Annotated in this window: 26 protein-coding genes and 1 tRNA gene; 7 read left to right on the top strand and 20 right to left on the bottom strand. The window is 38.2% G+C overall.

All coding sequences use genetic code 11. The features are described from left to right. Positions 1–218: 218 nt before the first annotated feature. Entirely contained in the window at positions 219–3,089 is a 2,871-nt protein-coding gene (locus tag PVK62_RS03020; RefSeq protein WP_274443332.1) for a chitinase C-terminal domain-containing protein, read from the top strand. 111 nt (positions 3,090–3,200) lie between these two features. Here the strand turns inward: PVK62_RS03020 and PVK62_RS03015 are convergent, their stop codons facing one another. Beyond that, a complete protein-coding gene (locus PVK62_RS03015; RefSeq protein ID WP_274443333.1) occupies positions 3,201–5,684 on the bottom strand; it encodes a bifunctional diguanylate cyclase/phosphodiesterase in 2,484 nt (827 codons plus the stop codon). 239 nt (positions 5,685–5,923) lie between these two features. After that, positions 5,924–6,052, bottom strand: coding sequence for a hypothetical protein (locus tag PVK62_RS03010; protein ID WP_274443334.1), 129 nt, complete (start codon positions 6,050–6,052; stop codon positions 5,924–5,926). A gap of 16 nt (positions 6,053–6,068) precedes the next feature. Here PVK62_RS03010 and PVK62_RS03005 point away from each other — a divergent pair, with 16 nt between their 5' ends. The 3 genes from PVK62_RS03005 (at position 6,069) to PVK62_RS02995 (ending at position 7,865) form a co-directional block, all read left to right on the top strand. Continuing rightward, positions 6,069–6,260, top strand: coding sequence for a cystatin domain-containing protein (locus tag PVK62_RS03005; protein ID WP_274443335.1), 192 nt, complete (start codon positions 6,069–6,071; stop codon positions 6,258–6,260). A gap of 30 nt (positions 6,261–6,290) precedes the next feature. Beyond that, positions 6,291–6,653: a DUF333 domain-containing protein gene (locus tag PVK62_RS03000; protein ID WP_274443336.1), complete on the top strand. Its 363-nt coding sequence runs from the start codon at positions 6,291–6,293 to the stop codon at positions 6,651–6,653. Positions 6,654–7,010: 357 nt separating this feature from the next. Continuing rightward, a complete protein-coding gene (locus PVK62_RS02995; protein ID WP_274443337.1) occupies positions 7,011–7,865 on the top strand; it encodes a DMT family transporter in 855 nt (284 codons plus the stop codon). A gap of 76 nt (positions 7,866–7,941) precedes the next feature. Here PVK62_RS02995 and PVK62_RS02990 read toward each other — a convergent pair whose 3' ends face one another. Beyond that, the gene (locus PVK62_RS02990) at positions 7,942–8,085 is read right to left on the bottom strand and encodes a hypothetical protein (protein WP_274443338.1); all 144 of its coding nucleotides are present in this window, start codon (positions 8,083–8,085) and stop codon (positions 7,942–7,944) included. Positions 8,086–8,519: 434 nt separating this feature from the next. Here PVK62_RS02990 and PVK62_RS02985 point away from each other — a divergent pair, with 434 nt between their 5' ends. Both PVK62_RS02985 and PVK62_RS02980 read left to right on the top strand, forming a co-directional pair. Beyond that, positions 8,520–9,680 (top strand): MFS transporter, encoded by a 1,161-nt coding sequence (locus PVK62_RS02985; protein WP_274443339.1) that lies wholly within the window; start codon positions 8,520–8,522, stop codon positions 9,678–9,680. A gap of 63 nt (positions 9,681–9,743) precedes the next feature. Continuing rightward, positions 9,744–10,061, top strand: a complete 318-nt coding sequence (locus PVK62_RS02980; RefSeq protein WP_274443341.1) for a hypothetical protein — start codon at positions 9,744–9,746, stop codon at positions 10,059–10,061. Positions 10,062–10,126: 65 nt separating this feature from the next. Here the strand turns inward: PVK62_RS02980 and PVK62_RS02975 are convergent, their stop codons facing one another. From PVK62_RS02975 to PVK62_RS02955, 5 genes are all read right to left on the bottom strand, one after another. Then, positions 10,127–10,552 (bottom strand): GNAT family N-acetyltransferase, encoded by a 426-nt coding sequence (locus PVK62_RS02975; protein WP_274443342.1) that lies wholly within the window; start codon positions 10,550–10,552, stop codon positions 10,127–10,129. Positions 10,553–10,657: 105 nt separating this feature from the next. Beyond that, the gene (gene hflX, locus PVK62_RS02970; RefSeq protein WP_274443343.1) at positions 10,658–11,992 is read right to left on the bottom strand and encodes a GTPase HflX; all 1,335 of its coding nucleotides are present in this window, start codon (positions 11,990–11,992) and stop codon (positions 10,658–10,660) included. Positions 11,993–12,133: 141 nt separating this feature from the next. After that, complete coding sequence (locus tag PVK62_RS02965) at positions 12,134–12,520, bottom strand: thiol-disulfide oxidoreductase DCC family protein (protein WP_274443344.1); 387 nt, start codon at positions 12,518–12,520, stop codon at positions 12,134–12,136. A 159-nt stretch (positions 12,521–12,679) separates the two neighbouring features. Then, positions 12,680–12,767, bottom strand: a tRNA-Ser gene (locus PVK62_RS02960). Between the two features lie 177 nt (positions 12,768–12,944). After that, positions 12,945–13,397, bottom strand: coding sequence for an L-alanine exporter AlaE (locus PVK62_RS02955; RefSeq protein WP_274443346.1), 453 nt, complete (start codon positions 13,395–13,397; stop codon positions 12,945–12,947). Between the two features lie 331 nt (positions 13,398–13,728). Here PVK62_RS02955 and PVK62_RS02950 point away from each other — a divergent pair, with 331 nt between their 5' ends. Beyond that, entirely contained in the window at positions 13,729–14,319 is a 591-nt protein-coding gene (locus tag PVK62_RS02950; protein WP_274443347.1) for a UPF0149 family protein, read from the top strand. Positions 14,320–14,384: 65 nt separating this feature from the next. Here PVK62_RS02950 and nadA read toward each other — a convergent pair whose 3' ends face one another. The 12 genes from nadA to cydA form a co-directional block, all read right to left on the bottom strand. After that, positions 14,385–15,434 (bottom strand): quinolinate synthase NadA, encoded by a 1,050-nt coding sequence (gene nadA / locus PVK62_RS02945; RefSeq protein WP_274443348.1) that lies wholly within the window; start codon positions 15,432–15,434, stop codon positions 14,385–14,387. Positions 15,435–15,545: 111 nt separating this feature from the next. Further along, positions 15,546–16,316 carry a tol-pal system protein YbgF gene (gene ybgF, locus PVK62_RS02940; RefSeq protein WP_274443349.1) on the bottom strand — a complete coding sequence of 257 codons (771 nt, stop codon included), beginning with the start codon at positions 16,314–16,316 and terminating at the stop codon, positions 15,546–15,548. Between the two features lie 25 nt (positions 16,317–16,341). Then, positions 16,342–16,905 carry a peptidoglycan-associated lipoprotein Pal gene (pal, locus tag PVK62_RS02935; protein WP_274443351.1) on the bottom strand — a complete coding sequence of 188 codons (564 nt, stop codon included), beginning with the start codon at positions 16,903–16,905 and terminating at the stop codon, positions 16,342–16,344. 32 nt (positions 16,906–16,937) lie between these two features. Continuing rightward, positions 16,938–18,290: a Tol-Pal system beta propeller repeat protein TolB gene (gene tolB / locus PVK62_RS02930; protein ID WP_274443352.1), complete on the bottom strand. Its 1,353-nt coding sequence runs from the start codon at positions 18,288–18,290 to the stop codon at positions 16,938–16,940. Between the two features lie 10 nt (positions 18,291–18,300). Continuing rightward, positions 18,301–19,350: a cell envelope integrity protein TolA gene (gene tolA / locus PVK62_RS02925; protein WP_274443353.1), complete on the bottom strand. Its 1,050-nt coding sequence runs from the start codon at positions 19,348–19,350 to the stop codon at positions 18,301–18,303. Positions 19,351–19,366: 16 nt separating this feature from the next. Then, positions 19,367–19,813, bottom strand: a complete 447-nt coding sequence (gene tolR / locus PVK62_RS02920; RefSeq protein WP_122035423.1) for a protein TolR — start codon at positions 19,811–19,813, stop codon at positions 19,367–19,369. Continuing rightward, complete coding sequence (gene tolQ, locus PVK62_RS02915) at positions 19,813–20,496, bottom strand: protein TolQ (protein WP_122035425.1); 684 nt, start codon at positions 20,494–20,496, stop codon at positions 19,813–19,815. The genes tolR and tolQ overlap by 1 nt, the downstream gene beginning before the upstream one ends. Then, on the bottom strand, positions 20,486–20,896 hold the full coding sequence (ybgC, locus tag PVK62_RS02910; RefSeq protein ID WP_274443354.1) for a tol-pal system-associated acyl-CoA thioesterase: 411 nt from the start codon (positions 20,894–20,896) through the stop codon (positions 20,486–20,488). Before ybgC ends, tolQ begins: the two co-directional genes overlap by 11 nt. 179 nt (positions 20,897–21,075) lie before the next feature. Further along, positions 21,076–21,378: a cyd operon YbgE family protein gene (locus tag PVK62_RS02905; RefSeq protein WP_274443355.1), complete on the bottom strand. Its 303-nt coding sequence runs from the start codon at positions 21,376–21,378 to the stop codon at positions 21,076–21,078. After that, the gene (gene cydX, locus PVK62_RS02900) at positions 21,371–21,478 is read right to left on the bottom strand and encodes a cytochrome bd-I oxidase subunit CydX (protein ID WP_012550467.1); all 108 of its coding nucleotides are present in this window, start codon (positions 21,476–21,478) and stop codon (positions 21,371–21,373) included. Before cydX ends, PVK62_RS02905 begins: the two co-directional genes overlap by 8 nt. 12 nt (positions 21,479–21,490) lie before the next feature. Continuing rightward, positions 21,491–22,627, bottom strand: a complete 1,137-nt coding sequence (cydB, locus tag PVK62_RS02895; protein WP_274443356.1) for a cytochrome d ubiquinol oxidase subunit II — start codon at positions 22,625–22,627, stop codon at positions 21,491–21,493. 17 nt (positions 22,628–22,644) lie between these two features. Then, positions 22,645–24,231, bottom strand: coding sequence for a cytochrome ubiquinol oxidase subunit I (cydA, locus tag PVK62_RS02890; RefSeq protein ID WP_274443429.1), 1,587 nt, complete (start codon positions 24,229–24,231; stop codon positions 22,645–22,647). Positions 24,232–24,556 lie beyond the last annotated feature (325 nt).

The raw sequence follows: 24,556 nt of genomic DNA, 5'->3' as shown, positions 1-24,556 counted from the left end.
TCACCTAACCTTATTAAGCTGTCACTTTACTGTTATCTATTCTATATTTACAACATTGCTACAAAAATAAATGTAATCGATCTTACTAGAATTACATTTATTGCGAGTGACTCTTTAATTTATAAACCCAATCTCGCATATTCTTATTTCTATCCTAATCTAATTTTACATCAATTAAAAAGTAGATTGATGTTTTGAATTACCTTTAAGGATATGAAATGGAACATTCAAAGTTAAAAAGAAAACATAATTATAAATTTACCCTCTCTACACTTACCCTTTCTTGTTTAATGGCATTTAATTCTCAAGCAGCGGTAGATTGTACTCCTCTTGAAACATGGGATGCTGGCAAAGTTTATAACGGTGGAGAAGAAGTAAAACAAGGCAGTAATGCCTATAAAGCAAAGTATTGGACCCAAAATAACGACCCTGTGACTGCTGGCGAATGGGGCGCATGGCAAGATTTAGGCGTTTGTTCTGATGAAGCCGCTAATGTCGCTCCAACCGTTGATTTAACGTCTCCTAGCTCAACAGATAAAATAACAACAGGTGATGTTGTTACATTAACCGCTAACGCGACAGACTCTGATGGCAATATAGACAACGTTGATTTCTATATTAACAACGCTCTTGTCGGAACAACCGCTACCGCACCTTATACTTTACAATATGAAACAACGGCCGCAGGTTCTCTCTCTGTTTATGCAAAGGCAACAGATAACTTAGGAGCTTCAACTAATTCAACCGCATTGACATTGACTGTCACTAGCTCACTTCCTGTTGCTGATAACTGTCGTCCTGATGGTTTATATCAAACTGAAGGTGTTACTGTCCCCTACTGTACAACTTATGATAAAGAAGGTCGTGAGTTAATGGGAGCAGATCACCCTCGCCGTGTTATTGGTTATTTTACCAGTTGGAGAGATGGTGGCGATGAACAAAATAGCTATCTCGTAAAAGACATTCCTTGGGGGCAACTAACCCACATCAACTATGCATTTGTAAGTATTGGCTCTGATGGCAAAGTTAATGTGGGTGATGTTACCGATCCAAATAACGCGGCAACAGGCAAAGAATGGACTGGTGTTGAGATTGATCCAACACTCGGCTTTAAAGGTCATTTTGGGGCTCTCGCTACTGCAAAAGAAAAACATGGAGTTAAAACCTTAATCTCTATTGGCGGTTGGGCTGAAACTGGCGGTCACTTTGGCGCAGATGGTAATCGTGTTGCTGATGGTGGTTTCTATACTATGACAACCAATGCCGATGGTAGCATCAATCACGCAGGTATTGAAAAGTTTGCCGCATCTGCTGTTGAAATGATGCGTAAATACAAGTTTGATGGTTTAGATATTGATTACGAATACCCGACTTCTATGGCCGGTGCTGGTAACCCTGACGATAAAGCATTCATGGAACCTCGTCGTCAATATTTATGGGCATCATATCAAGTATTAATGAAAACACTTCGTGAAAAACTAGATGTTATCTCTGCACAAGATGGCCAGTATTATATGCTAACTATCGCAGCGCCATCTTCAGGTTATTTACTACGTGGTATGGAAACCTTTGATGTTACTCAATACTTAGATTATGTAAACATCATGTCTTATGACTTACACGGTGCATGGAATGATCACGTAGGTCACAATGCGGCCTTGTATGATACAGGTAAAGATTCAGAATTAGCTCAATGGAATGTATATGGCACAGCTGCTTACGGTGGTATTGGTTATCTAAATACTGACTGGGCTTATCATTACTTCCGTGGTTCAATGCCTGCTGGCCGTATCAATATTGGTGTTCCTTATTATACTCGTGGTTGGCAAGGTGTTACTGGTGGTGAGAATGGTCTATGGGGTCGCGCTCCATTACCAGATCAAGCTCAATGTGATGCAGGAACAGGCGAAGGTGAGAAAAACAATTGTGGTTACGGTGCATTAGGTATCGATAACATGTGGCACGATAAGAACTCATACGGCCAAGAAATGGGCGCAGGTTCTAACCCTATGTGGCATGCTAAAAACCTTCAAGAAGGTATCTTTGGTTCTTACGCAAGTATCTACGGTTTAGATCCTGCGAATGATCCTGCCGATCAGTTAGTCGGTACTTATACTCATCATTACGATAGCGTCGCTGTAGCACCATGGTTATGGAATGCTGAGAAAAAAGTCTTCTTATCTACCGAAGATAAAGATTCTATTAATGTCAAAGCTGACTATGTTATTGACCAAGAAATTGGTGGCATCATGTTCTGGGAACTGGCAGGTGATTACAACTGTTATGTTCTAGATGCGAATGGTAACCGAACGTCTGTTGATGCAACAGAAGCAGCTTGTCAGACGGGCAATGGTGAGTACCACATGGGTAATACCATGACTAAAGCAATTTATGAGAAATTTAAATCTGCAACGCCATATGGTAATACCGTCGCGACTGGAGCAATCCCATCTGAAACTGTTGATATTGCGGTAAGCGTAGGTGGATTTAAAGTGGGTGACCAAAACTACCCAATTAATCCAAAAATCAACTTTACCAATAATACAGGACAAGATATTCCAGGAGGAACAGAGTTCCAATTCGATATCCCAGTATCTGCACCTGATAATGCAAAAGATCAATCAGGTGGTGGTTTACAAGTAATCGCCTCTGGTCATACTCGTGCAAACAATATCGGTGGTTTTGATGGCACCATGCACCGAGTAGCCTTTACTCTTCCTGCATGGAAAGCATTACCTGCTGGCGGGGTATATGAATTAGATATGGTTTATTATCTACCGATTTCAGGCCCTGCAAACTACACAGTGACAATCAATAATGTTGATTATGCCTTTAAGTTTGAGCAACCAGATCTACCACTAGCGGATTTAAACTCTGGTGGTAATAATGGCAGTACGCCAGATGCCAGTTGTGATGCCACAGGTCTAGTCACTTATCCAGATCTTCCACAAAAAGATTGGGCTGGTAATCCAAGTCATGCAAATACTAATGATAAAGTGATTCATAACAGCGTTATCTATCAAGCAAATTGGTGGACTGCAGCAACACCGGGCAATGATGGTAGCTGGACAAAAGTGTGTAACTTATAATTCATGATTAACGACAGGTAATCGAGGAGGAGACTCCCGCTCTCCCTGCTTGACGTACATAAAAAGAGCAGTGATTTATTTCACTGCTCTTTTTTATCTATAATAAATAGACTACGAATACTTATCTTGTAATTCCTTGATTAAAAGCGGTTTATCTAAATAATATCCTTGCACTAAATCACACTTGTATTCCTTTAATTTATCTAACTGCTCTTTGGTTTCAGCACCTTCTGCTACCACAGTCATTTGACACGAAGAACCAATAGCAATAATAGCCTTAATTAAAGTTTCACTTTGATTATTTGTAAATAAACTATTAACAAAAGAACGGTCAATTTTAATTTCAGTTATCGGCAAATTATTCAGATAACTTAACGATGAATAACCTGTTCCAAAGTCATCTAATGATATCCCAAACCCAAGTTTTTTTAGTGCTAATAAAATTGGAGCCGCTGCATCAAGATCACTAATTAATATATTTTCAGTTATTTCTAATGTAATTCTCGATATATCAATCCCAGATTTACATACAATATTCATAATTCTTTCAACAAAATCCTTTTTAATCAACTGCTTTGGAGATATATTAACTGAGAGCATAATGGCATTTTCTCCATTAGGCATTACTTTTTGTATATCTTCACATGATTTTTTTAAAACAAAATCACCAATGTCATCAATCATGCCTGTTTCTTCTGCGACGGATATAAATTGCACCGGTGACACAACGCCTAATGTTTTATTATCCCAACGAGATAACACTTCAACACCATATATTTTCCCGGTTTTCACCTCTATTTGCGGTTGATATACCAGTGATATCTCATCATTGTCTAATGCATTTCTGAGTTCATTTTCGAGGGTAAATTGATAATTTACCTCTTCATTAATGGTTTTATCAAAAAATAATGAGCTTCCTTTCTGCCCTCCTTTTAATTTAAATAATGCAATATCTGCTTTACCAATTAAATCAGAGAAATTATCAGCATCATCAGGATACATAGCAATACCAATACTGCAACCTGTTGTTATTTCTTTACCACAAATAATCATTTCATCGTTGAAGATGTTTTGAATTTTATTAACCGCTATTTCTGCCTCTTCTTTTGAATTCAAATTAGAAAAGAAAAAAATAAACTCATCACCACCAAATCGTGCCACCATATTGTTATCTTTAATAATATGAGTAAATCGCGCACTTATTTTCTTTAACAGCATGTCGCCAACATCATGTCCATAATGATCATTTACTTTTTTGAAGTTATCTAAATCAACAAACATTAAAGCCAATTTTTTTTGGTTTTTTTTGACTTTAACAATTTCCTCTTCAATTTTTGATTCAAGCATGAATCGATTTGGCAACTGTGTTAAAGAATCATGCAAAGCCATATGTTGCATTTTATTTTTTGTCTTTTCGAGAACATTAAAATCATTGCTAATTCTCATTTGAAATTTAGTAAATCTACGACCTACATATTTACTAATCGTTAGTGATAATAGAGCCAAACTAAAAGCTAAAATTAACATTACCATTAATATTTGCATTAATTCTTGCTGATTTTTTTCAATCAATATATTTTCTTTGCTTGATATCAGTTCTTTCTGCTCTTTAGTATATACTCCAGCACTTATATACCAATCCCAGTCATCGTATTTTCTAATGTAGCTTAACTTTGTCTTATCGTTATTAACTACACTATTAAAATAATTTAAATATCTAGAAAAAATACTATCTTTATTATTTAACCTTTCATCTAACTCGTCGATAAACTCTTTTTCTATAATTTCATCATTGTCATAGATATTTGTATTTATTCTATCTTTATCATAGTGCGATAATATATTACCACTCTTATCTAAAATAAGAATATAACCATTATTACCATATCTTATATCACTTATCCACGATAACAATTTATCTTGAACATCTTTTTTTATATTATCGACGTATTCAACAGACCCAACAAATATATCTAATGGCTCAAAATATTTAATGTAGCTAATTTTTTTTAAATATTCGCTCTCTTGATTTGGATTATCCTCTCGCCACTTATTGAATCCTCCGCCATTATTTTTAATAGACTGAATATAATCTTCTATTAAAAATTTTCCATCAGCATCCGTATAATGAATATTATTTTTACCTTCTATCTCTGATTTAATTGGATGCATTAAGTTTTTCCCTTCCATATTATAAATAAAGAAGTAACCCCTTCCATTATTAAATCGCGTTTTACGAAGAATACATGAAATCAGCTTGATAATATCATTGTTAGACTTATATTTATTTTGATTATAAATAAGAGATAATGCATTAAATGATTCCTCTACTCTTTCTTTAAGAACCCCTCTTATTTTTTCTTCAGCTAATTTTTCTTCAACAATAATTTGATTATAAATATAATCGACTTGTTGTTTTACTCTTTCCTTTTCTTTAATAATTGAATCTTGATACAACAATTCAATTACTGAGTTTTTCTTTATTTCATTCTCATGAATAACAATTGTACTTAAAATCAAAGTAAACAAACTAATAAGAGCTGTAGGTAACACAGAGATAAGGGTCAATAATTTTTTGTCTGACTTAAGGAGCATAAACAACCACTTTTATTTACATTACAACAACTAGCACTCCATGCCGGCAACATTAAAGACACATAACCATCAAATAAAACCTTGGCTTAATGAGGTTTTTTTTCAAATTCCGTGATCTTCTCCGCATAATAGCACTTTTAAGAAGACAAAGGGAAAATATTAAATATATGGTTATTAATAGTTAACCGAATCTTAGGTTAATTAAAAGCTGCTCATATACACATAGAGCCACCATGAATTTAGCTGTCATTATTCATTACGAGGTGCTCAGCACTACCAATACAAACACCAGCAATATCTTCCAAAAATATCCACTCATATTGCAACCCAGATAACCATTTAGCAGGAGGCTGGACAACATCAACCATTACTCCAGAAGTTAAAGTGGTAATTAAACACGTTTTAGGTATGATGAATACGTCAGCCAAACTTGAAAAAATACTCGCAGTAAACACACAAGTTGTCGCTGGTACAAATTATGCGATTGACTTTAAATTGAATGATGACCAAAATTGGAATACGCGTATATTTAGAAGTTTCAACGATAAATTTACAACGACTCAAAATTGCCAATAATTCTTTTCATTTTTCAATTCCGGAGCTCTTATGTTTAAAAAAATAGTAATTACTCTTAGCTTACTGCTTTCTCTTGCAGCTTGTAGCTCTTCAGAAACAGAAGAACAATCAGCGAAAGTATATATGGCGAACCCTGCAGCTGAATTTTGTGCTGAGCGTGGAGTTTATGATTTAGACTCAGGTAATTGTACTCTGGGAAATGGCGATATAGTTAATGGGTGGGAATACTACCGCAGTCATAAACAAGAAATGACAAAACCAGTCGGAAAAGCAAACCCAGCTGCCGTTTACTGCATTGAGCAACAAGGTTCTTACAATTTAGAGAACAGTGATTGCACACTCAAAACAGGTGAAGTTGTTAATGCATGGGACTTTTACAAAAGTAACCAGTAAAAGTGACTTTTATTGTGCCAATAAAGTAGGCCAATTTGCATTACTCTTAGCTATGCTATGTTCCCTATCTTGGCGGTCTAGCCTGAGCTAACCGCCAAGAGCAATGCCCTCCAGAAAGCTAGCGACCTGTTAAAGTATGAGCACGCGACCACAACACTCAACAGGGACACTGTAAACGCTAAACTTGACCCAAACTCACTATGATTTCCCAGTCACCTCGATAGATATCTATGTAGTAAAACATACATCTCAGTGAGGTAATTCATGATCTATGACACTCTGTTTTTCTTATCTTTTTCTTTACTGATAGTAAATCTCATTTAGAATGCTACCACTGATTTTATTAATGGATTACTCATGTCATATTTACTCTCAATTACCCTTCTTTGGGCTTTCTCTTTTAGTTTGATTGGGGTTTACCTCGCAGGACAAGTTGATGCTTGGTTCTCAGTACTGATGCGTATTGGCTTAGCCACTTTGATTTTTATTCCATTTTTACGCCCTAAACAAGTCTCCGCACCTATTGCCATCAAGCTTATGCTAATTGGTGCTATTCAACTTGGTTTAATGTACATTTTTTATTACCAGTCATTCTTATACCTAACTGTACCTGAAGTCTTACTGTTCACGGTTATGACACCTATTTATATCACTTTGTTAAATGATGCCTTTGAAGGGAAGTTTCATCCTCACTTTATGATCAGTGCTGTGATCGCAACTTTAGGGGCTATCACCATTCGCTATAACGGTCTTGATTCTAATTTCCTACTTGGGTTTGCCATGGTTCAAGGGGCTAATTTATGCTTTGCTACTGGACAAGTGTGCTATAAACGCTTAATGAAAGATCAAGCTATTGAACAAAAGAATGTTTTTGGATTTTTCTTTATTGGCGCATTAATTGTAGCTACTGTTTGCTACGCTATTTTTGGTAACAGTGAAAAACTACCTACAACAACGACACAATGGGGCATTCTCGTTTACTTAGGCACGATTGCTTCTGGTCTTGGTTACTTTATGTGGAATAAAGGCGCTACGTTAGTTAATGTCGGTGTGTTAGCGGTAATGAATAACTTACTTATTCCAGCAGGAATTTTAGTGAACTTGCTTATCTGGAATCACGATGCGGATATTTTGCGTTTAAGCTTAGGTGGCGGATTAATCCTTATTGCTTTACTTGTGAATCAGCAGTTAGAAAAGAAGCGTCATCAATAATAGTTTCTAACTACCCTCAAAATAGATTAAAAATGGGTATCGACAATTAGTCGCTATCCATTAGTATAAATAATCCTTATTTCTTAGCACAACACAAAAGAGTGTTCGCAATACCCCCACGACTTAACGCTGAAATCCACAACCAGTCTCCTGTGTTTAATAAACAATCACAAAAACGATGTGCTTCTGTTTTCTGCGCCAGCTCACCAATCAGTTCCATCGCTGTTAATCCTTAATCTGTATTTACCCCACCCAAAAAAAGAACATAAAATACAATGGCTGAAATAAAAACAGTGGCAACATAATGTACGATTTTCCGCTGCGGGACACCAAAGAAAAAACACAAATAAAAACAAAAAGATAACCAATAAAAAAGATAAAAATATCATTTTTTGCTTATGAAACAGCAATGCATTCATGTCGGATACATTAGACATTTTAAAAAGCCAGCCAATGCTAGTACTGGTTTATTATCCCTATTTCCACCCATATCATTTATCACATTTTTATATAATCCATTATTTTCTCGCACACCATTTATTGATAAAAAAAATTTATCCTTACCAATAAAATTACTCGTTTTACTTGGGTACTTATTAGCCTCATAGTCGCGGAAAACCTACTTACTTCTATTACTTTTTTTGAGGCACTGCGGTGAACACAACAACATCAACTCAATCACAACCTGCTCTACTTATCCCTGTGATTGCACTTTCTTTATTTGCTATCGCATCTGGCTATTTAATGAGCCTTATTCCATTGATGCTAAGCCAGTATGGGATTGAGGCGAAATACGCCAGTTGGTTAGCCAGTGCATTTTATGCCGGCCTTCTTGTTGGTGCAGGTCTTATTGAACCGTTTGTTGCTCGTCTTGGGCATAAGAATGCTTTTGTATTATTTTTAGTATTACTTGCGGCAACAATTGTTATTCTTCCTACCATGCCTGTTGAATGGGTATGGATGACAGCTCGTTTTGTGGCTGGTATTGCGGTAGCAGGCGTGTTTGTTGTTGTTGAGTCTTGGCTATTAATTGGCGATGCTGAAAGCCGTCCAAAACGCTTAGGTTTATACATGGGAGCGCTTTATGGTGGTTCGTCATTAGGTCAACTTGGTATCGGCTTTATCGGTATTGAAGGCTTACTGCCTTACTACATGATTATTGGCTTAATCATGATAGCTATTGCTTGTTTACTATTTGGTAAAGGCGCACAACCACAAGTACAGCATCACAATGTGTTAAACCTAAAGCAAATTTTAAAACTAAACAAAGCATCAATCATGGGCTGTGTGGTTTCTGGTTTATTGCTTGGTGCGGTATATGGCTTAATGCCTTTAGAACTGAAACATCGAAATATTAACACCACGCAAATTGGTAGCTTAATGGCATTGATTGTTCTTGGTGGAATGGCGGTTCAGCCTCTTGTGTCTTACTTATCTAAGCACTTAGGTAAAACACTGCTAATGGCTCTATTTTGTATTTTAGGCGTTTTCTCGATTGGTTTAACCACATTGAGCAATAGTACTCCTGTTCTTGCTACGGCGCTGGTTCTACTTGGTATGGCTGCGTTTGCTATTTATCCTATCGCGATTTCTTTAGGCTGCGATACACTAGATGAATCTTATATCGTATCAGCAACACAAGTAATGCTATTTAGCTACAGCATTGGCTCAGTATGCGGTCCAGTGCTTGCAAATACTTTAATGAATACGACTGAAGGTTTGATGAGTTACTTATTTGCCATTTTATTAGCAACGGCTATTTATATGTTATTAGCAAGTATGCGCCAACACCGCCCAATGGTTGCAGGTGAATAAGCAGTAGGATTTACCAAGGGTGCGCGTTACAATGCGCACCACAATCGCTAAAGGTAATAAACAATGGAAGATGCTCAATACGTTGTAGAATGGGGTGATACGATGACCCTTAATTTTGAAGGTGCCCTACTTGTTTCGGCTTATCATACTTGCCCTGAAGAAGGTGATGAGATAGAGCTAGAATTTGGTGAAGGCTGGTTCCAAGGCGCTGATGATGAAGAGTACCGTATCGAACTACAAATGGCACCTTTTCACCCGTATGATGAAGATCCTGTTCGTTTAGCCAATATCACCATTAATGGCGAAATTGTAAAAATCCTAGAAATTACAGAAACGGTTGATGGTGAATTCTTTATTGAACCAAGCGACGGCGATTACTAAATAATCACAGAAATTTAATGAAAGGCGCGGTGTTTAATGACACTGCGCCTTTTTTGTATATAACCTTACCTATTAAGCTGTTTTTCCATTGATAAATGTGGAATGCCCGCTTCCATAAATTCATTACCAAATGGTTCAAAACCTAATTTAGTATAAAAGTCTATTGCGTGTTTTTGAGATCCTAAATACACACGTGGATAGCCTTTATTTATTGCTTCATCAATCAATGATAAAACAATCTTAGATCCTAGCCCCTGACCTCGAAATGCTTTCAAAATAGCAATACGACCAATATGCCCATCGTCTAAAATACGGCCGGTACCAACTGGCTGAGCGTTACTATAAACAATTGCATGTACTGCTGATTGATCTAATCCGTCAAACTCAATGTCAGGATCTATACTTTGTTCTTGAATAAACACAGTATCACGCACTTCGTGAATCACTTGTTTATTGTCACCAGTATAATTTACGTTTTTAACCTCAAACATCTTCACACTCTCAATGTATTTACTTCGTTCAAAAAAAGGAATGATACCTAACAAAAAACCAAGACATTTCTATCTTGGTTTTTTATTTTAAATAATGGCTAAAAATTACTTAGACATTAACTTCTTTAATCTTGCTAAATCAATCGCACTTGAGCGTACCGTTAACTTAATATGTTCATAATCATAGTCTTCTTTAGTCACACTCATGCTTGAACGAATTTCTCCGATAATACCTTTAGCGGTATAAGGAATGATCAATTCTTCTTCGATCATTCCTTGCTCAGAAGCGTTAACAATATATTTATGCAGCTTAGCGACATCAAGCGGATTACGAGTTGATGTCATCATTGCATCTGGAAACTCTTCCATCAGTTCTTGTTGTTGCTCTGGTGTCAGTTGATCTGATTTATTTAACACTAACAATTTATCAATGTCGTCAACGCCCACTTCAGCAAGCACTTCATGCACAACATCAAGTTGAGATCTGAACGTTGGATCTGACGCATCCACCACATAAAGTAATAATGAAGCATCGTGCGCTTCTGCTAAGGTTGAATGAAAAGACGCCACTAAATCGTGAGGAAGCTTTTTAATAAATCCAACAGTATCTGATACTAGAATACGAGGCTGTGTCTCTGGATACAACGCACGTACCGTCGTATCCAGCGTTGCAAACAGTTTATTTTCAACAAGCACTTCACTGCCTGTCAAAGCTCGCATCATTGAGGATTTACCAGCATTGGTATAACCCACTAGTGCTACACAAAACAGTTCTGATCGCTGAGCTCGACGACCTTTAAGCTCATCCTGAACACTTGCTAGCTCTCGGCGTAACTCAGCCAATTGATCACGCACTTTACGACGATCAAGCTCTAGCGTTGTTTCACCGGCACCTTTACCCATTTGGCGTTCATTATCACCAATCGAAGATTCTCTCAATCGTGGGGCGACATAGTTTAGGCGAGCCATTTCAACTTGAAGACGAGCGGTACGAGTACGAGCATGACGGCTGAAGATCTCGATGATAATACCAGTACGATCATAAACTTGAACACCAAGCTGATTTTCAACATTTCGCAATTGTGACGGCGTTAAATCGCAATCAAAAACCACTACATCAGCACTACCAAATGGAAGGTTTTCTGATGGAATATCGTCAAAGTCTGTTTCATCAAAAAAATCTTCGGTATCAGCGTCATCATTCTCGCCTTGATTACCCGTAATGTGCGCGATTTCAGCCAGTTTCCCTGCACCTAAAACGCTCATTTTTTGTGTGGAGCTTTGGTTTTGAGACTGAGTTCCCACTACTTTAAAGCCTAGCGTTGTTACCAAGCGAGCAAGTTCAGCTAAAGAGGCTTTTGCTTCCTCACCTTTAAACTGTGGAGTACAAATAGAAATGAGTAAAGCATTATTAAGTAACGGTTTTTCAGTTAATTTCATGATTTTATCTTAGAGCACCTAGGTGCAAGCCTGATTTTAGCTAAAGTTAGTCTAATCCTACGCTGTTATGAAGAAGCTTGGTAGGTAAATAGAAATTAAATAAACAATAATTTTTTGGTTAGTGAAAGAGCACTTCACAAACTATTTTGAGCAACTGGTTTTAGTGCAACGAGAAGACCCCGTTAGCCAATAGGACACTCGATAGCGATTTTTAGCAAAATGTAAATAGCACCAATCGGCAAGTACTTTAATTCCCGGCCACCGAAGCGGAGCATAAAGCCAACCTTTACCCACGAGTTTCCATGCAAAGTACGTGACATCTAACCCGAGGATCAGCTCACCGTGTTGGTTTAATGCATGTAAAATCGTATTTGCAGCCTTTGGGTCAATATTAGGATATTCAGAAAAGTCTTCACTATAAATATCAATGGTTTTTATCGCATTGTTTTTGTCTTGTTGCTTAAGCGCATTCATCTCTTTTGCACACAATGGACAAGTTCCATCATAAAAAATGGTCAACTGATACATATGAACCTCTAATTTTGGATTTACATAAGGAATACGTTAGAAATGACTTTTTAGATCAAGAAAGGAATTTACAGATAATTGTGCAGAAAAAATGAATTAGAATAAAGTGTAAGCTACAGATACGAAAAAGCCCCAGCATTTCTGCTAGGGCTTAGAATGTGGCGGTGAGTGAGAGATTCGAACTCTCGGTACGTTGCCGTACACACACTTTCCAGGCGTGCTCCTTCAGCCACTCGGACAACTCACCGAATCATTGCTCTTTCGAGACAACGAGCGCTAATTTAATGATTTAAGCCGACATGGTCAAGGAGTTTCTTGCATTATCTCAATTGTTTGCTTTATTTTTACGCGCCTTGCTCGTGTTATAAACAAAAAAGCCAACATAATTATATGCTGGCTCTATCTATAACATAAAAGTTTATACTTACGTTTGTGATGTGTAGTAACCAGGAACTTTAAATGCTTTACGACATGCATCCAAGAAGTAGCCGTAAAACACGCCCATAACACATGAAACAACAACATTACTTGAAACCGCTGTAATGATTTGTTCTGGTGTTGCACCCACAACCAATAAAATCATTGCATAAGCTGGTGATTGAAATGTCACATACGCCACTAAATCTGCAATATTTTTCATCAATTTTCTCGGCGATATACGAGCACCTTGACGCAACATAAAGTCACGAAATACCCCGTAAGGCCAAGCAATTGCTATGTTAACTGGTATTGAGAGAGTCCTTGATGCTAGTGACTGCTCAAATGTCATCCCTGAAACTAAAATTTCAATAAACATGCCCGTAATAAAACAAAAAACCACCATTGCAAATGTATCCGCCGCTGCATTTCGGATACAAAATGGTCCTTTCTTAGACATTAACTTTCTCACTCCAACTATAATAAACCAGGTTAATAAACTGCCGACTAGTGTGATAGCAGTCGATAGAACTAGCTGAATAGATCTAGCTAGTAATTATCGCCATTTAATCACAATGTTATTAGAATTAGATCTCGAAGTTGAGCCAGTGTAGTAAATTTACAACTACTTTTTAACCTGAAATCAGCTTAATTTGCTATTTGTTACATTTTATGAGTTAGCTTCACAAAGAGACAGCGTATTAAGACAAGAAACTAAGCATAAATTTCTATTCAGACAATATTGAAAGTTCTTGATACAATAATGAAAACTTGAATGGAATGAGAACATTATGTCTTTATCACTTACGGCAATTCTTTCAAACCCTGAATTAGAAAATAAACTGCTTACAGAGGCACAAACACAAGGTTTTATTGCTGCTATGGCTGCGGCTCCAAATCTTATTAACCCTAATGAATGGCTAGCGTTTTTGTGGGGTGGCGAAGAGGTGTCTCCTTTTACCACAGCAGAAGATTTAGAAACGTATGCTAATACTGTAGTTAACCTATGGAATGAGTATCGCGAAGCCTTTTTATCTGGCCAGTGGCAATGGCCTGAAGCATGTCAACTTGATGATGAAGAGATTGTAACTGCACAAACTCGTCAGTTCTCTGAGGGTTTATTGCAAGGCTGGCAATTAACTCGTGACGATTGGGAAACGCTAATGCCAGAAGAGAGTGAAAACAATGCTCTATTAGGCGGCGTATTACTTTCTATCAGCATGCTTTTTGATCCTGAAACCGCTCTATCTACGCTTAAAGAGCAAGGCATTGAGGGTTTAGATGAATTTGTGGAAATTTACAAAGCGGTTCCTATGATGTTATCAGGCTTAACCATGCGTGGTTTTGAACTTGCAGAAGCGGAAGCAAGTCGCGACGAATAAAGGAAAACCCAATAACAAAAATGGCGACCACGTTGGTCGCCATTCTTATTTAACGATATAAAGCATTACTTATTCGCGTTTAGTTGCTCTGCAAAATCTAGCATGCGATTTAATGGAATAAGTGATTTTAGACGTGTTTCTTCATCAACAAAGATTTCATGCTCTGCACCACCTTCATTAAGCGCCTTCTCAATCGCTACAAGGCCATTCATCGCCATCCACGGACAATGAGCACAGCTACGGCACGTTGCACCAGCACCGGCAGTTGGAGCCTCTAACAGTTCTTTTTCTGGCACCATTTGCTGCATTTTAAAGAAGATGCCTTTATCGGTTGCTACGATCATTTTCTGTTGTGGTAACTCTTTGGCAGCTTTAATTAACTGGCTTGTAGACCCTACCGCATCAGCCAATTCAACCACACTTGCTGGCGACTCTGGGTGAACTAAAACTGCGGCATCTGGGTGAAGTGCTTTCGCATCTTTTAGTGCTTTTGCCGAAAACTCATCATGAACAATGCATTCGCCTTGCCATAACAGCATATCTGCGCCAGTTTTGTTCGCAATGTATGAACCTAAATGACGATCTGGTCCCCAGATGATTTTCTTATCTTCATCATCAAGGTGTTCAACAATTTCGAGAGCGATACTTGACGTTACGACCCAATCAGCACGAGCTTTTACTGCTGCTGAGGTATTGGCATAAACAACAACAGTGTGTTCAGGATGAGCATCACAGAACTCTGTAAATTTATCAGCAGGACAGCCTAGATCAAGCGAGCATTCGGCTTCTAGTGTTGGCATTAAGATGGTTTTTTCAGGCGTTAAAATCTTTGCAGATTCACCCATAAAACGAACACCAGCAATAACCAGTGTCTTCGCGTCATGGCGATTACCAAATTTGGCCATTTCAAGTGAATCACCTACAAAGCCACCCGTCTCTTCAGCTAACGCTTGGATCTCAGGATCAGTATAATAATGAGCAATTAATACCGCATTTTTATCGCTAAGCAGCTGCTTAATTTTCGCGATGTACTGCATTTTCTCATCAGCGCTTAATTTGATAGGTTTTGGAGGAAAAGGATATACCGTATCGACGTGGTCTAAAATGTGGCCCATTGCTCAGCTCATTAATATCTTAAAATAATCTAGATATTATACGCCTTATGCTATAAGCAGCAAGTTAGAGGTAATAAAAAAGGAGCGTTTCGGCCCCTTTTTAGTTTCTATTTATAACGATTTTAACTGATTATCAGCTGTTTTCGCCGTGGTGCTATCTGGATATTCAGAAATCACTTTTTGATAATATTTTTGAGCAGCAGCTTTATTGTTATTTCGTTTAGCAAGCTCGCCTAACTTTAATAATGCATCTGCACGTTTATTTGAATCAGAATAACTAACGACTTTAGCAAAACTTTTTGCCGCTTCGATGTCATTCTTTTGTGCAAAGTAAAGTTGGCCTAACCAGTAATGAGCATTTGAGTTATATACCGAATCAGGATAAGCAACGACAAACTCTTGGAATGCTTTTGTTGCTCCTGCGTAGTCTTTTTTCTTTAAAATAAGATCTACCGCATTTTGGTAAGCTTCATTTTCATTCGTATCAGCCGCATAAGAACCTGAAGCACCAGTATCACCCGAGCCTTCTGTTGGTGTCGCGTCTGGAACTGGCTTTGCTGTTCTCAGTGTGTCGATTTCAATGTATAGCTGGCGCTGACGCTCTAGCATTTGATCAAGCTCGTAGCTATTACGTTCAACCATACCGCGCATTTCCGACAATTCTTCTGATAAGCCATCAAGTTGTTGTTGTAACTGCAGTTGAATTTGATTGCGGCTTTTAATTAAGCGTTCTAGACGCTCAATGCTTGTAGAAGATGCTGGAGCAGAAGAGGTAGCTGTTGCATTTAAATCGGTGACTGGAGCAGGAGCGGCGACCACAAGGGTCGCCGCACTCGCCAGCAACGTAAGCGGAATAATTCGCTTAAGGTTACTGTATTTCATATAAGTCTGCCTTATAAACTGTCGATTAGTATACTAATACAGCGCGACGGTTTTTAGCATAATCTTCAGCAGTTTGACCTAGTACTAGTGGCTTCTCTTCACCGTAGCTTACGATAGAGATTTGGTCAGCAGAAACACCTAGAGCTTGTAGGTATTTAGAAACTGCTTTAGCACGACGCTCGCCCAGTGCGATGTTGTACTCAGGAGTACCACGCTCATCCGCATGACCTTCAACTGTTACTTTGATTGCAGGATCTACGCTTAAGAAAGCAGCGTGTGCAGCAAGCAAATCTTGGTACTCAGAAGAGATAGTTGAGTTATCAAATGCGAAGTAAACTGTTTGAACTTTACGAAGCTCTTGCTCAGCTTGAGCGCGAACTTTAGCTTCATTCATTACTTCATCAACTTCAATAGAAGTCACAACAGCAGTATCAATTTGACCTTCAGCACCCGTTGCTTGAGTTTCTACGCCGTTTGTTGATTCTTGGCCAGCAGTACTGTCAGTTGCGCTGTCGCTAGAACTACAAGCAGAAAGAGCAACCACTGGAAGTGCGATTAAAAGACTCTTAAGAAGTTTATTTAGTTGCATTATATTTTCCTTATTTCCTAAATATTTAGTAGCTATAAAAATGGCGACCACGCTGGTGCCCTTACACGTCCGTTTGTCGCTGGTAAGCGAGCTTTAAAACGGCCATCTATAGAAACCATTGAAAGTACATTCTGTTTTCTATAAATGGAACTGTAAATCACCATGCCGCCATTTGGCGCAATACTAGGTGACTCATCCAGTAGTGTCTTGGTTAAGACCTGGACGGCACCAGTTTCTAAATCTTGTTTTGCTAGATTAAATCCAGTCTCTGAGCGATTAACCATAACGATAAATTTACCGTCTGGAGTAATCTGCCCACCAAGATTTTGACTGCCTTGCCAGGTTAAACGTTTTGTTGAACCATCTTCTAAATTTACTCTATAAATCTGAGGTTTACCACCCCGATCTGAAGTAAATATTAAAGACTTATCATCAGGAGACCAAAAAGGTTCCGTATTATTCGATCTTCCGCGAGTAATTTGACGCATTTTCTTCGTCTGTAAATTGATGATGTAAACATTCAAACTACCTGCTTTGGATAAGACTATTGCTAGTTCTTTACCATCATGTGAAAAACGAGGAGCTCCATTATGACGAGGGTATGAAGCAATTAATTCTCTCTTACCCGTATAGATATTCATAATAAAAATTTGTGATTTTCTATTTTCAAAACTCACATAAGCTAATTTTTTACCATCAGGAGACCATGCAGGTGACATAATTGGCTGTTTTGATTTCAATACCAAACGCTCGTTATAACCATCATAATCGGCAATTCGCAACTGATATGGATACTGTACTTTATCGTTCACGACAACATAAGCGATACGAGTTAAAAAAGCGCCTCTTTCGCCCGTCAGTTTTTCATAAACAACATCTGAAATACGGTGTGCATACTTACGTAATTGTTTTTTAGATAAAGTAGCAACTTTGTTTACTAAAACATGATCTTGAGTTGATACCAACTTACCTTCGCTATTTAACGCTTTAGAATTTCCTTTGGTTAATTGACCTCGAACAACATCAATTAACTTATAAGTTACTTCATACTTACCTTCAGCATTTAGCTTTATTTCACCAGTAACAATCGCATCTACACCCATTTTAGTCCAAGCTTCGTAATTAATATCCGAATCTTTATAGGGTGTTTGAGGCATCTTATTGGTGGCTAAAGGATTAAATTTACCACTGCGCTGTAAATCAGACGAAATGATGGCTGAAATATCTTGTGGTAACTTGCCTTCACCATGCCATTTGAAAGGCACAATGCCTATTGGTCTTGCTGAATCAACACCTTCAGTAATGACAAGTTCTAATTCTGCTCTTGCTACCTGAGTAAACCCTAAACAGGCGATAAAAAGAGTTAACATCCATCGTTTAAGCACTTGCTCTTCCTTATTCTGGTTGAACGGTAAGGTTTATATTTGTAAGTTTAGCTGCAATATCAGCATCATTTGACATTGGGAATACATTTACTTTTGTTACGGCGGTTTTTGCTGCTCGACAAACTTGAGCATCACCACTCAATGTTGTTACAGAAAGCAGTAATCCTGATGACGCTAATTTAATTTTCACACGACAACTTTTACCAATATAAGTCTCATCTGTTAATAAGTTCTGTTGAATCATCTGAGTATAAATAGCACTATATCGATTAAGTTCATCATCAATATGCTGCTGCTTTGCCGAGCTATTTTGAACGGTTTCATCTTCTAAACCAGCAAAAATATCATTTAATGCGGCTTCTTTTTGCTTACGTTCAGCGTCTGCTTTAGCTGCTCTAGCCTTTTCTTGGCGTGCTTTTTCAGCGGCAACTTTAGCTTTCGCCACACGATCAGCTTCAGCTTTGGCCTTTCTTTCGGCTTCAACTTTTGCCGCTTTTTCTTTTGCCTTACGATCTGCTTCAGCTTTCGCAGCCCGTTCTTTTTCTAATTGCGCTTTCTTTGCCGCCTCTTTTGTGGCTTTTTCTTTATCAGCTTTAATTTTAGCCTGCTTAGCAACTTCCGCTTTTGCAGCGGCATCCGCTTTACGTTTTCGTTCCGCTTCCGCAGCAACAGCTCGTTCTTTTTGCTTTTTCGCTTCTGCTACCGCTTTTTTGCGTTCTTCTTCAGCTTGTCGAGCGGCTTTTTTCTCTTTAACTTGCTGAGCTTTAAGGTCACGAATACGCTCCTCTTCAGCTTTACGATTTTTTTCTAATTGAGCAGCCTGTTGTTTCAATCTTTTTAACCGCTCATTTTCAGCACGTTCTGCTCTTTCTCTATCTTGACGAATTTGAGACGCTTGCTTTGCAATGGTGTTTTGATCTATCACTACCGCTTGAATTGTATTAATTTTTGGTTTTTCATCCATCGCGAAGCCGCTGCTGAAAATAAGCACTACAACAAGCAGTAGATGCAATCCAACAGAAATACCAATAGCAAAGGTGTAATTATTATCCGACTTCATCGTCTATGATTCACTTCTATTCCTTAAGATCAGTAAGTAACCCAACTTTACTCACCCCTGCTCGACTTAGCTCGTCAAGAACAAGCACTATCTCTGAATATGGCGTGCTTGCATCACCACCAACCGCAACCGGTGAGTTCGGTTTAATACTTAATTCTGCTTTAACGTTAGTGATCATTTCCTGCATCGACATTGGTCGTCGAACATCTTTATTATCAACGCTTAGCCCCAAATTACCGTCTTTATCAATCTCAACAATAATAAATGTTGCATTTGGATCTTCCCCTGCCATCGCTTGTGCTGATTTGGTATTTGTCATTTCTGGCAATTCAACATCAACACCTTGAGTGACAAACGGAGCGGTTACCATGAAGATAATCAATAACACCAACATCACATCAATATAAGGAACAACGTTGATCTCTGCGGTTAATTTTCTTTTTTTAGGTTGGTAGCCAGACATTACTTCTCCTGACTTGCCATTGCTTGACGATGTAAGATACTCGAAAATTCATCCATAAATGCCGCGTAGTTATGCTCTAACTTACCCACTTTCACGCTAAGACGGTTATAAGCAATAACCGCTGGGATTGCAGCAAATAAGCCCATTGCAGTGGCAACTAGTGCTTCAGCAATACCAGGAGCAACCATCGAAAGTGTCGCTTGCTTTACTGAACCTAAAGCAATAAATGAGTGCATGATACCCCAAACCGTACCAAATAGACCAATGTAAGGGGTGATTGAACCAACCGTTGCTAGAAATGGTAAATTCGTTTCTAAGTGATCAACTTCGCGAGATACGGTTACACGCATCGCTCGAGATGTACCATCCATCACGGCGTCTGATGAGTTACTCACTCGAGATAAACGTGCAAATTCATTAAAACCAGAATAAAAGATCTTCTCTGTGCCACTAATTCTGTCTTTACGAACCTTTACTTCATTAAATAATTGAGACAGATCCATACCTGACCAAAATTTATTTTCAAAACGTTCAGAATCAGTACGTGCTACTGATAGGACTTTTGAGCGTTTAAAAATCATCGCCCATGACATTACAGACAAGCTTAATAGGATAAGCATCACGACCTTAACTAATAAACTAGCTTGCAAAAATAGATCGAGAATTGATAGTTCACCTGTCACAAGATATCTCCGATAATATAAATAGTGGTATCGCTGTTGGCTTCATCTTAGCATTATCAATACAGGCTACCTTAACTGTAGCTTTGCACAATACCTTACCTTCAGAATTAACCAATAACTGACAAAAGGTTAATGACACCTTTTTGATTTCTGTTATGAATGTTTCTACAATAAGTTGCTCATCTAAACGAGCACCTTGCATAAAATCAATATTTACGTTTTTAACGACAAATCCAACTGATTTTTCTAACAGCACGTGTTGAGAGACACCGTGATGACGTAATAGTTCTGTTCGAGCACGTTCAAAAAACTTCAGATAATTTGAATGATAAACAACGCCACCTGCATCAGTATCTTCATAATAAATGGTAATAGGCCATTTAAATGCGTTTTTATCCATGACGTTTTCTCTTTTTATTGAAAAATCAGACGTTAACTATAACTTAAAATTGAATTCGGTCACCATATGAAATCTATTTTTGTGGAAAAAATCGCCCAAAAAAAGCGGTTTATCACTAGAAAAGTAACAAACCGCTAAGTATGGCGTTCTAATGTACAAATCTTATCGCATATAATCCACTATATAAAATAGAGATAACTAAAGTAGCTTAAGATTGTTATTGAAAAATACGGACTAAATAACAATTTCCAAATCCATTTTTGCGGAATAAAGCCAACCGCAAAAATGAACGCCGTACATACTGAATAAATCAAACTAGGTGCTAATAACCCACCAAAGCCACCAATTTGTTCCGAATATACTGTTGGCTCCCACATCAGCATTGCCATGTGAAAAATAGCCACCCCTACCAATAATAATCGTACGATTATATGATTAATTGGGCGTTGAACATTATCTATTTTGTCAGTGAAATTACTCACTGTCTTTGTCCATCATTTCTGAATGCTCTAACCAAAGAGCATTAATGATTGCAAATGAACATGCTAGCAGCACGCCTAGGATCCATGCGAAATACCACATAATAAATACTCCTTAGTAAAGAGACGTTTTGTTCTCTTCAATGAATTTAGAATCAAGACGACCAAACATTTTGTAGTACGTCCAAATGGTATAAGCAAGAATAATTGGCACCATTACGATTGCAACATAAGTCATTAATCGCAGCGTCAATTCACTTGATGTCGCATCCCACATAGTTAAACCATGATCTGGATTAAAGCTCGATGGCATTACGAATGGGAACAATGCGAAACCAGACGTTAAAATAACACCCGCATTCGTCAAGCTAGAGCTTAAGAACGCTAAACCACCCATATTTACACGAGAAGCTATAATTGTAACGATAGGCATAATCACAGCGAGTGCTGGAGCAATCCAAAGCAGTGGATATTCATTATAATTATTGAATAGCGCACCGACTTCACGAACCACTTCTTTATTTAGTGGATCAGAGGCTGCATTGTGATCAAGAACCGTGGTAATGACATAACCTTCGATACTTTGAGCCCAGAAACCAGCGATAACAAACAGAACAATAACAGCAACACTACAAATCATCGCAACATTACGAGAACGAGTATGAAGCTCCTCTGTTGTTTTCATCTGTAGCCATGTTGCACCTTGAGTGATGAACATTGCTGAGCTTACTAAACCACAAAGCAATGCAAATGGGTTTAACAACGCCAAGAAACCACCATGATAACTCAGCATCATTAGGTTGTTTAACTCGAATGGTACACCTTGAAGTAAATTACCAAACGCAACACCAAAGATCACTGGTGGAACAAAGCTACCAATGAAGATTGCAGCATCCCATGCTGAACGCCAGCGCTTATCTTCAATTTTAGAACGGTAATCAAAGCCTACTGGTCGGAACCATAGTGCTGCCAATGTTACGATCATTGCTAGGTAAAAACCTGAGAATGATGCAGCGTAAACTAATGGCCATGCAGCAAATAGAGCACCACCAGCAGTGATTAACCATACTTGGTTACCATCCCAGTGAGGTGCGATGGAGTTAATCATCACTCGACGTTCTGTATCTGTTTTACCGATGATAGGTACTAATGCACCTACCCCCATATCAAAGCCATCTGTTACGGCGAAACCAATCAGTAATACACCGATCAATGCCCACCAAACAAATCGCAATACTTCGTAATCAAACATTACTCAAATCTCCGTTGTTATGCTTCTACTTGGCGAGATAATTTCGCTTCTGAATCTTGACCATCTTGCTCAAAGTGATAACGGCCAGTTTTCAAGCTGCTAGGACCTTTGCGTGCGAATTTCACCATTAGGTAAACTTCAGCAATCAAGAATATCGTATACAGACCAATGATCATTGCCATCGAGATTAAAATCTCAGATACCGTCAATGCTGACGCTGCAACATTTACTGGTAATATTTCACCAACAGCCCATGGTTGACGACCATATTCTGCGACAAACCAACCGGCTTCAATTGCGATCCATGGTAGCGGCATACCAAATAAGGCAGCTTTAAGTAACCATGATTTTTGACCGATCTTTTGACGACACGTCTGAACAAAGGCAAAACCGAAGATAAGTAGCATTGCTACACCACAAGCAACCATAATACGGAAAGAGAAGAATAGTGGCCAAACTGTTGGGATTGAATCATCCGTAGCAGCTTTAATTTGCTCTTCTGTTGCATCGACAACATTATCCGTATAACGCTTAAGCAATAAGCCATAACCTAGATCATGTTTAACATCATCAAATGCAGCGATGTTTTCAGGTGTTTTATCACCATTACGTAATTTCTCTAGCAATTCATAAGCAACCATACCATTACGGATACGTACTTCGTGCTGTTCTTTTAAATCACGTAGACCTGTTACTTGCTTATCTAATGAACGCGTAGCAATAATTCCCATTACATATGGGATCTTAACTGCGTAATCCGTTTCCATTGATTCTTGATTTGGTAAACCAAACACAGTAAATGCAGCAGGTGCTTCTTCTGTGTGCCATTCCGCTTCAATGGCTGCTAGCTTAACTTGTTGAACTTCACCTAGCTCATAACCAGATTCATCACCAAGTACCATTACAGACAGAATTGATGCCATACCAAATGAGGCAGCAATAGCGAATGAACGGCGAGCAAATGCAACATCACGACCTTTTAATAGGTAGTAAGAGCTGATGCCAAGCACGAACATTGCACCACAGGTGTAGCCTGATGCTACTGTATGTACGAACTTAACTTGAGCTACTGGGTTTAACACAACTTCAGCAAAGCTCACCATTTCCATACGCATGGTTTCAAAGTTAAATTCTGCGCCAACTGGGTTTTGCATCCAGCCATTTGCTACTAGAATCCAAAGTGCTGAGAAGTTTGAACCTAACGCCACTAACCAAGTTACAGTAAGGTGCTGACGTTTTGATAAACGATCCCAACCAAAGAAGAATAAACCAACAAAAGTAGATTCTAAGAAGAAGGCCATTAGTGCTTCGATGGCAAGAGGAGCCCCGAAAATATCACCAACATAGTGAGAATAATAAGACCAGTTTGTACCAAACTGGAACTCCATCGTTAGACCTGTAGCTACGCCTAATGCGAAGTTAATACCAAACAATTTACCCCAGAACTTTGTCATGTCCTTGTAAATTTGCTTGTCTGTCATTACATATAAAGACTCCATGATAGCCAGTAAGAAGGCCATACCTAAAGTCAGGGGAACGAATAGGAAGTGATACATCGCTGTCATTGCAAACTGCAATCGCGATAACTCCACTACATCAAAGATCATGAGAACTCCTTTGTGTCAGGCTGAATGACACAGTGCTTCCACACTTTTGGGTGAGCGTAACACTTTATGCATTGGTTTTAATATTTATAACCGTATTAATAACCATAAAACGTTACATGATTGTATAAAAAACGTTAGCTTGATGTTAAGGCCAACCTAATATAGAACTCGCTAATATTAATAGTAAAAGCAGTTTCTTTCAAAAGGTTTGTCCATTTTTTGTAAGTTAATTACACCCAAACTTACATAACTGGCTACTTTTCACACTTTTCACATTTTTTATACGAAAAAGCGGATGATTTTAATCATCCGCTTTCAATTT

Origin of the sequence: Aliivibrio sp. S3MY1 (assembly GCF_028765575.1) — a bacterium.
GTDB lineage: Bacteria > Pseudomonadota > Gammaproteobacteria > Enterobacterales > Vibrionaceae > Aliivibrio.
This window is presented reverse-complemented; position numbering and strand designations above follow the sequence as displayed.

Bases quoted from the DNA above. Each gene is read 5' to 3' on its own strand.
- PVK62_RS03020 (WP_274443332.1), top strand. From the start codon at position 219: ATGGAACATTCAAAGTTAAAAAGAAAACATAATTATAAATTTACCCTC.
- PVK62_RS03015 (WP_274443333.1), bottom strand. From the start codon at position 5,684: ATGCTCCTTAAGTCAGACAAAAAATTATTGACCCTTATCTCTGTGTTA.
- PVK62_RS03010 (WP_274443334.1), bottom strand. From the start codon at position 6,052: ATGGTTGATGTTGTCCAGCCTCCTGCTAAATGGTTATCTGGGTTGCAA.
- PVK62_RS03000 (WP_274443336.1), top strand. From the start codon at position 6,291: ATGTTTAAAAAAATAGTAATTACTCTTAGCTTACTGCTTTCTCTTGCA.
- PVK62_RS02995 (WP_274443337.1), top strand. From the start codon at position 7,011: ATGTCATATTTACTCTCAATTACCCTTCTTTGGGCTTTCTCTTTTAGT.
- PVK62_RS02990 (WP_274443338.1), bottom strand. From the start codon at position 8,085: ATGGAACTGATTGGTGAGCTGGCGCAGAAAACAGAAGCACATCGTTTT.
- PVK62_RS02980 (WP_274443341.1), top strand. From the start codon at position 9,744: ATGGAAGATGCTCAATACGTTGTAGAATGGGGTGATACGATGACCCTT.
- PVK62_RS02975 (WP_274443342.1), bottom strand. From the start codon at position 10,552: ATGTTTGAGGTTAAAAACGTAAATTATACTGGTGACAATAAACAAGTG.
- hflX (WP_274443343.1), bottom strand. From the start codon at position 11,992: ATGAAATTAACTGAAAAACCGTTACTTAATAATGCTTTACTCATTTCT.
- PVK62_RS02965 (WP_274443344.1), bottom strand. From the start codon at position 12,520: ATGTATCAGTTGACCATTTTTTATGATGGAACTTGTCCATTGTGTGCA.
- PVK62_RS02955 (WP_274443346.1), bottom strand. From the start codon at position 13,397: ATGTCTAAGAAAGGACCATTTTGTATCCGAAATGCAGCGGCGGATACA.
- PVK62_RS02950 (WP_274443347.1), top strand. From the start codon at position 13,729: ATGTCTTTATCACTTACGGCAATTCTTTCAAACCCTGAATTAGAAAAT.
- nadA (WP_274443348.1), bottom strand. From the start codon at position 15,434: ATGGGCCACATTTTAGACCACGTCGATACGGTATATCCTTTTCCTCCA.
- ybgF (WP_274443349.1), bottom strand. From the start codon at position 16,316: ATGAAATACAGTAACCTTAAGCGAATTATTCCGCTTACGTTGCTGGCG.
- pal (WP_274443351.1), bottom strand. From the start codon at position 16,905: ATGCAACTAAATAAACTTCTTAAGAGTCTTTTAATCGCACTTCCAGTG.
- tolA (WP_274443353.1), bottom strand. From the start codon at position 19,350: ATGAAGTCGGATAATAATTACACCTTTGCTATTGGTATTTCTGTTGGA.
- tolR (WP_122035423.1), bottom strand. From the start codon at position 19,813: ATGTCTGGCTACCAACCTAAAAAAAGAAAATTAACCGCAGAGATCAAC.
- ybgC (WP_274443354.1), bottom strand. From the start codon at position 20,896: ATGGATAAAAACGCATTTAAATGGCCTATTACCATTTATTATGAAGAT.
- cydX (WP_012550467.1), bottom strand. From the start codon at position 21,478: ATGTGGTATTTCGCATGGATCCTAGGCGTGCTGCTAGCATGTTCATTT.
- cydB (WP_274443356.1), bottom strand. From the start codon at position 22,627: ATGTTTGATTACGAAGTATTGCGATTTGTTTGGTGGGCATTGATCGGT.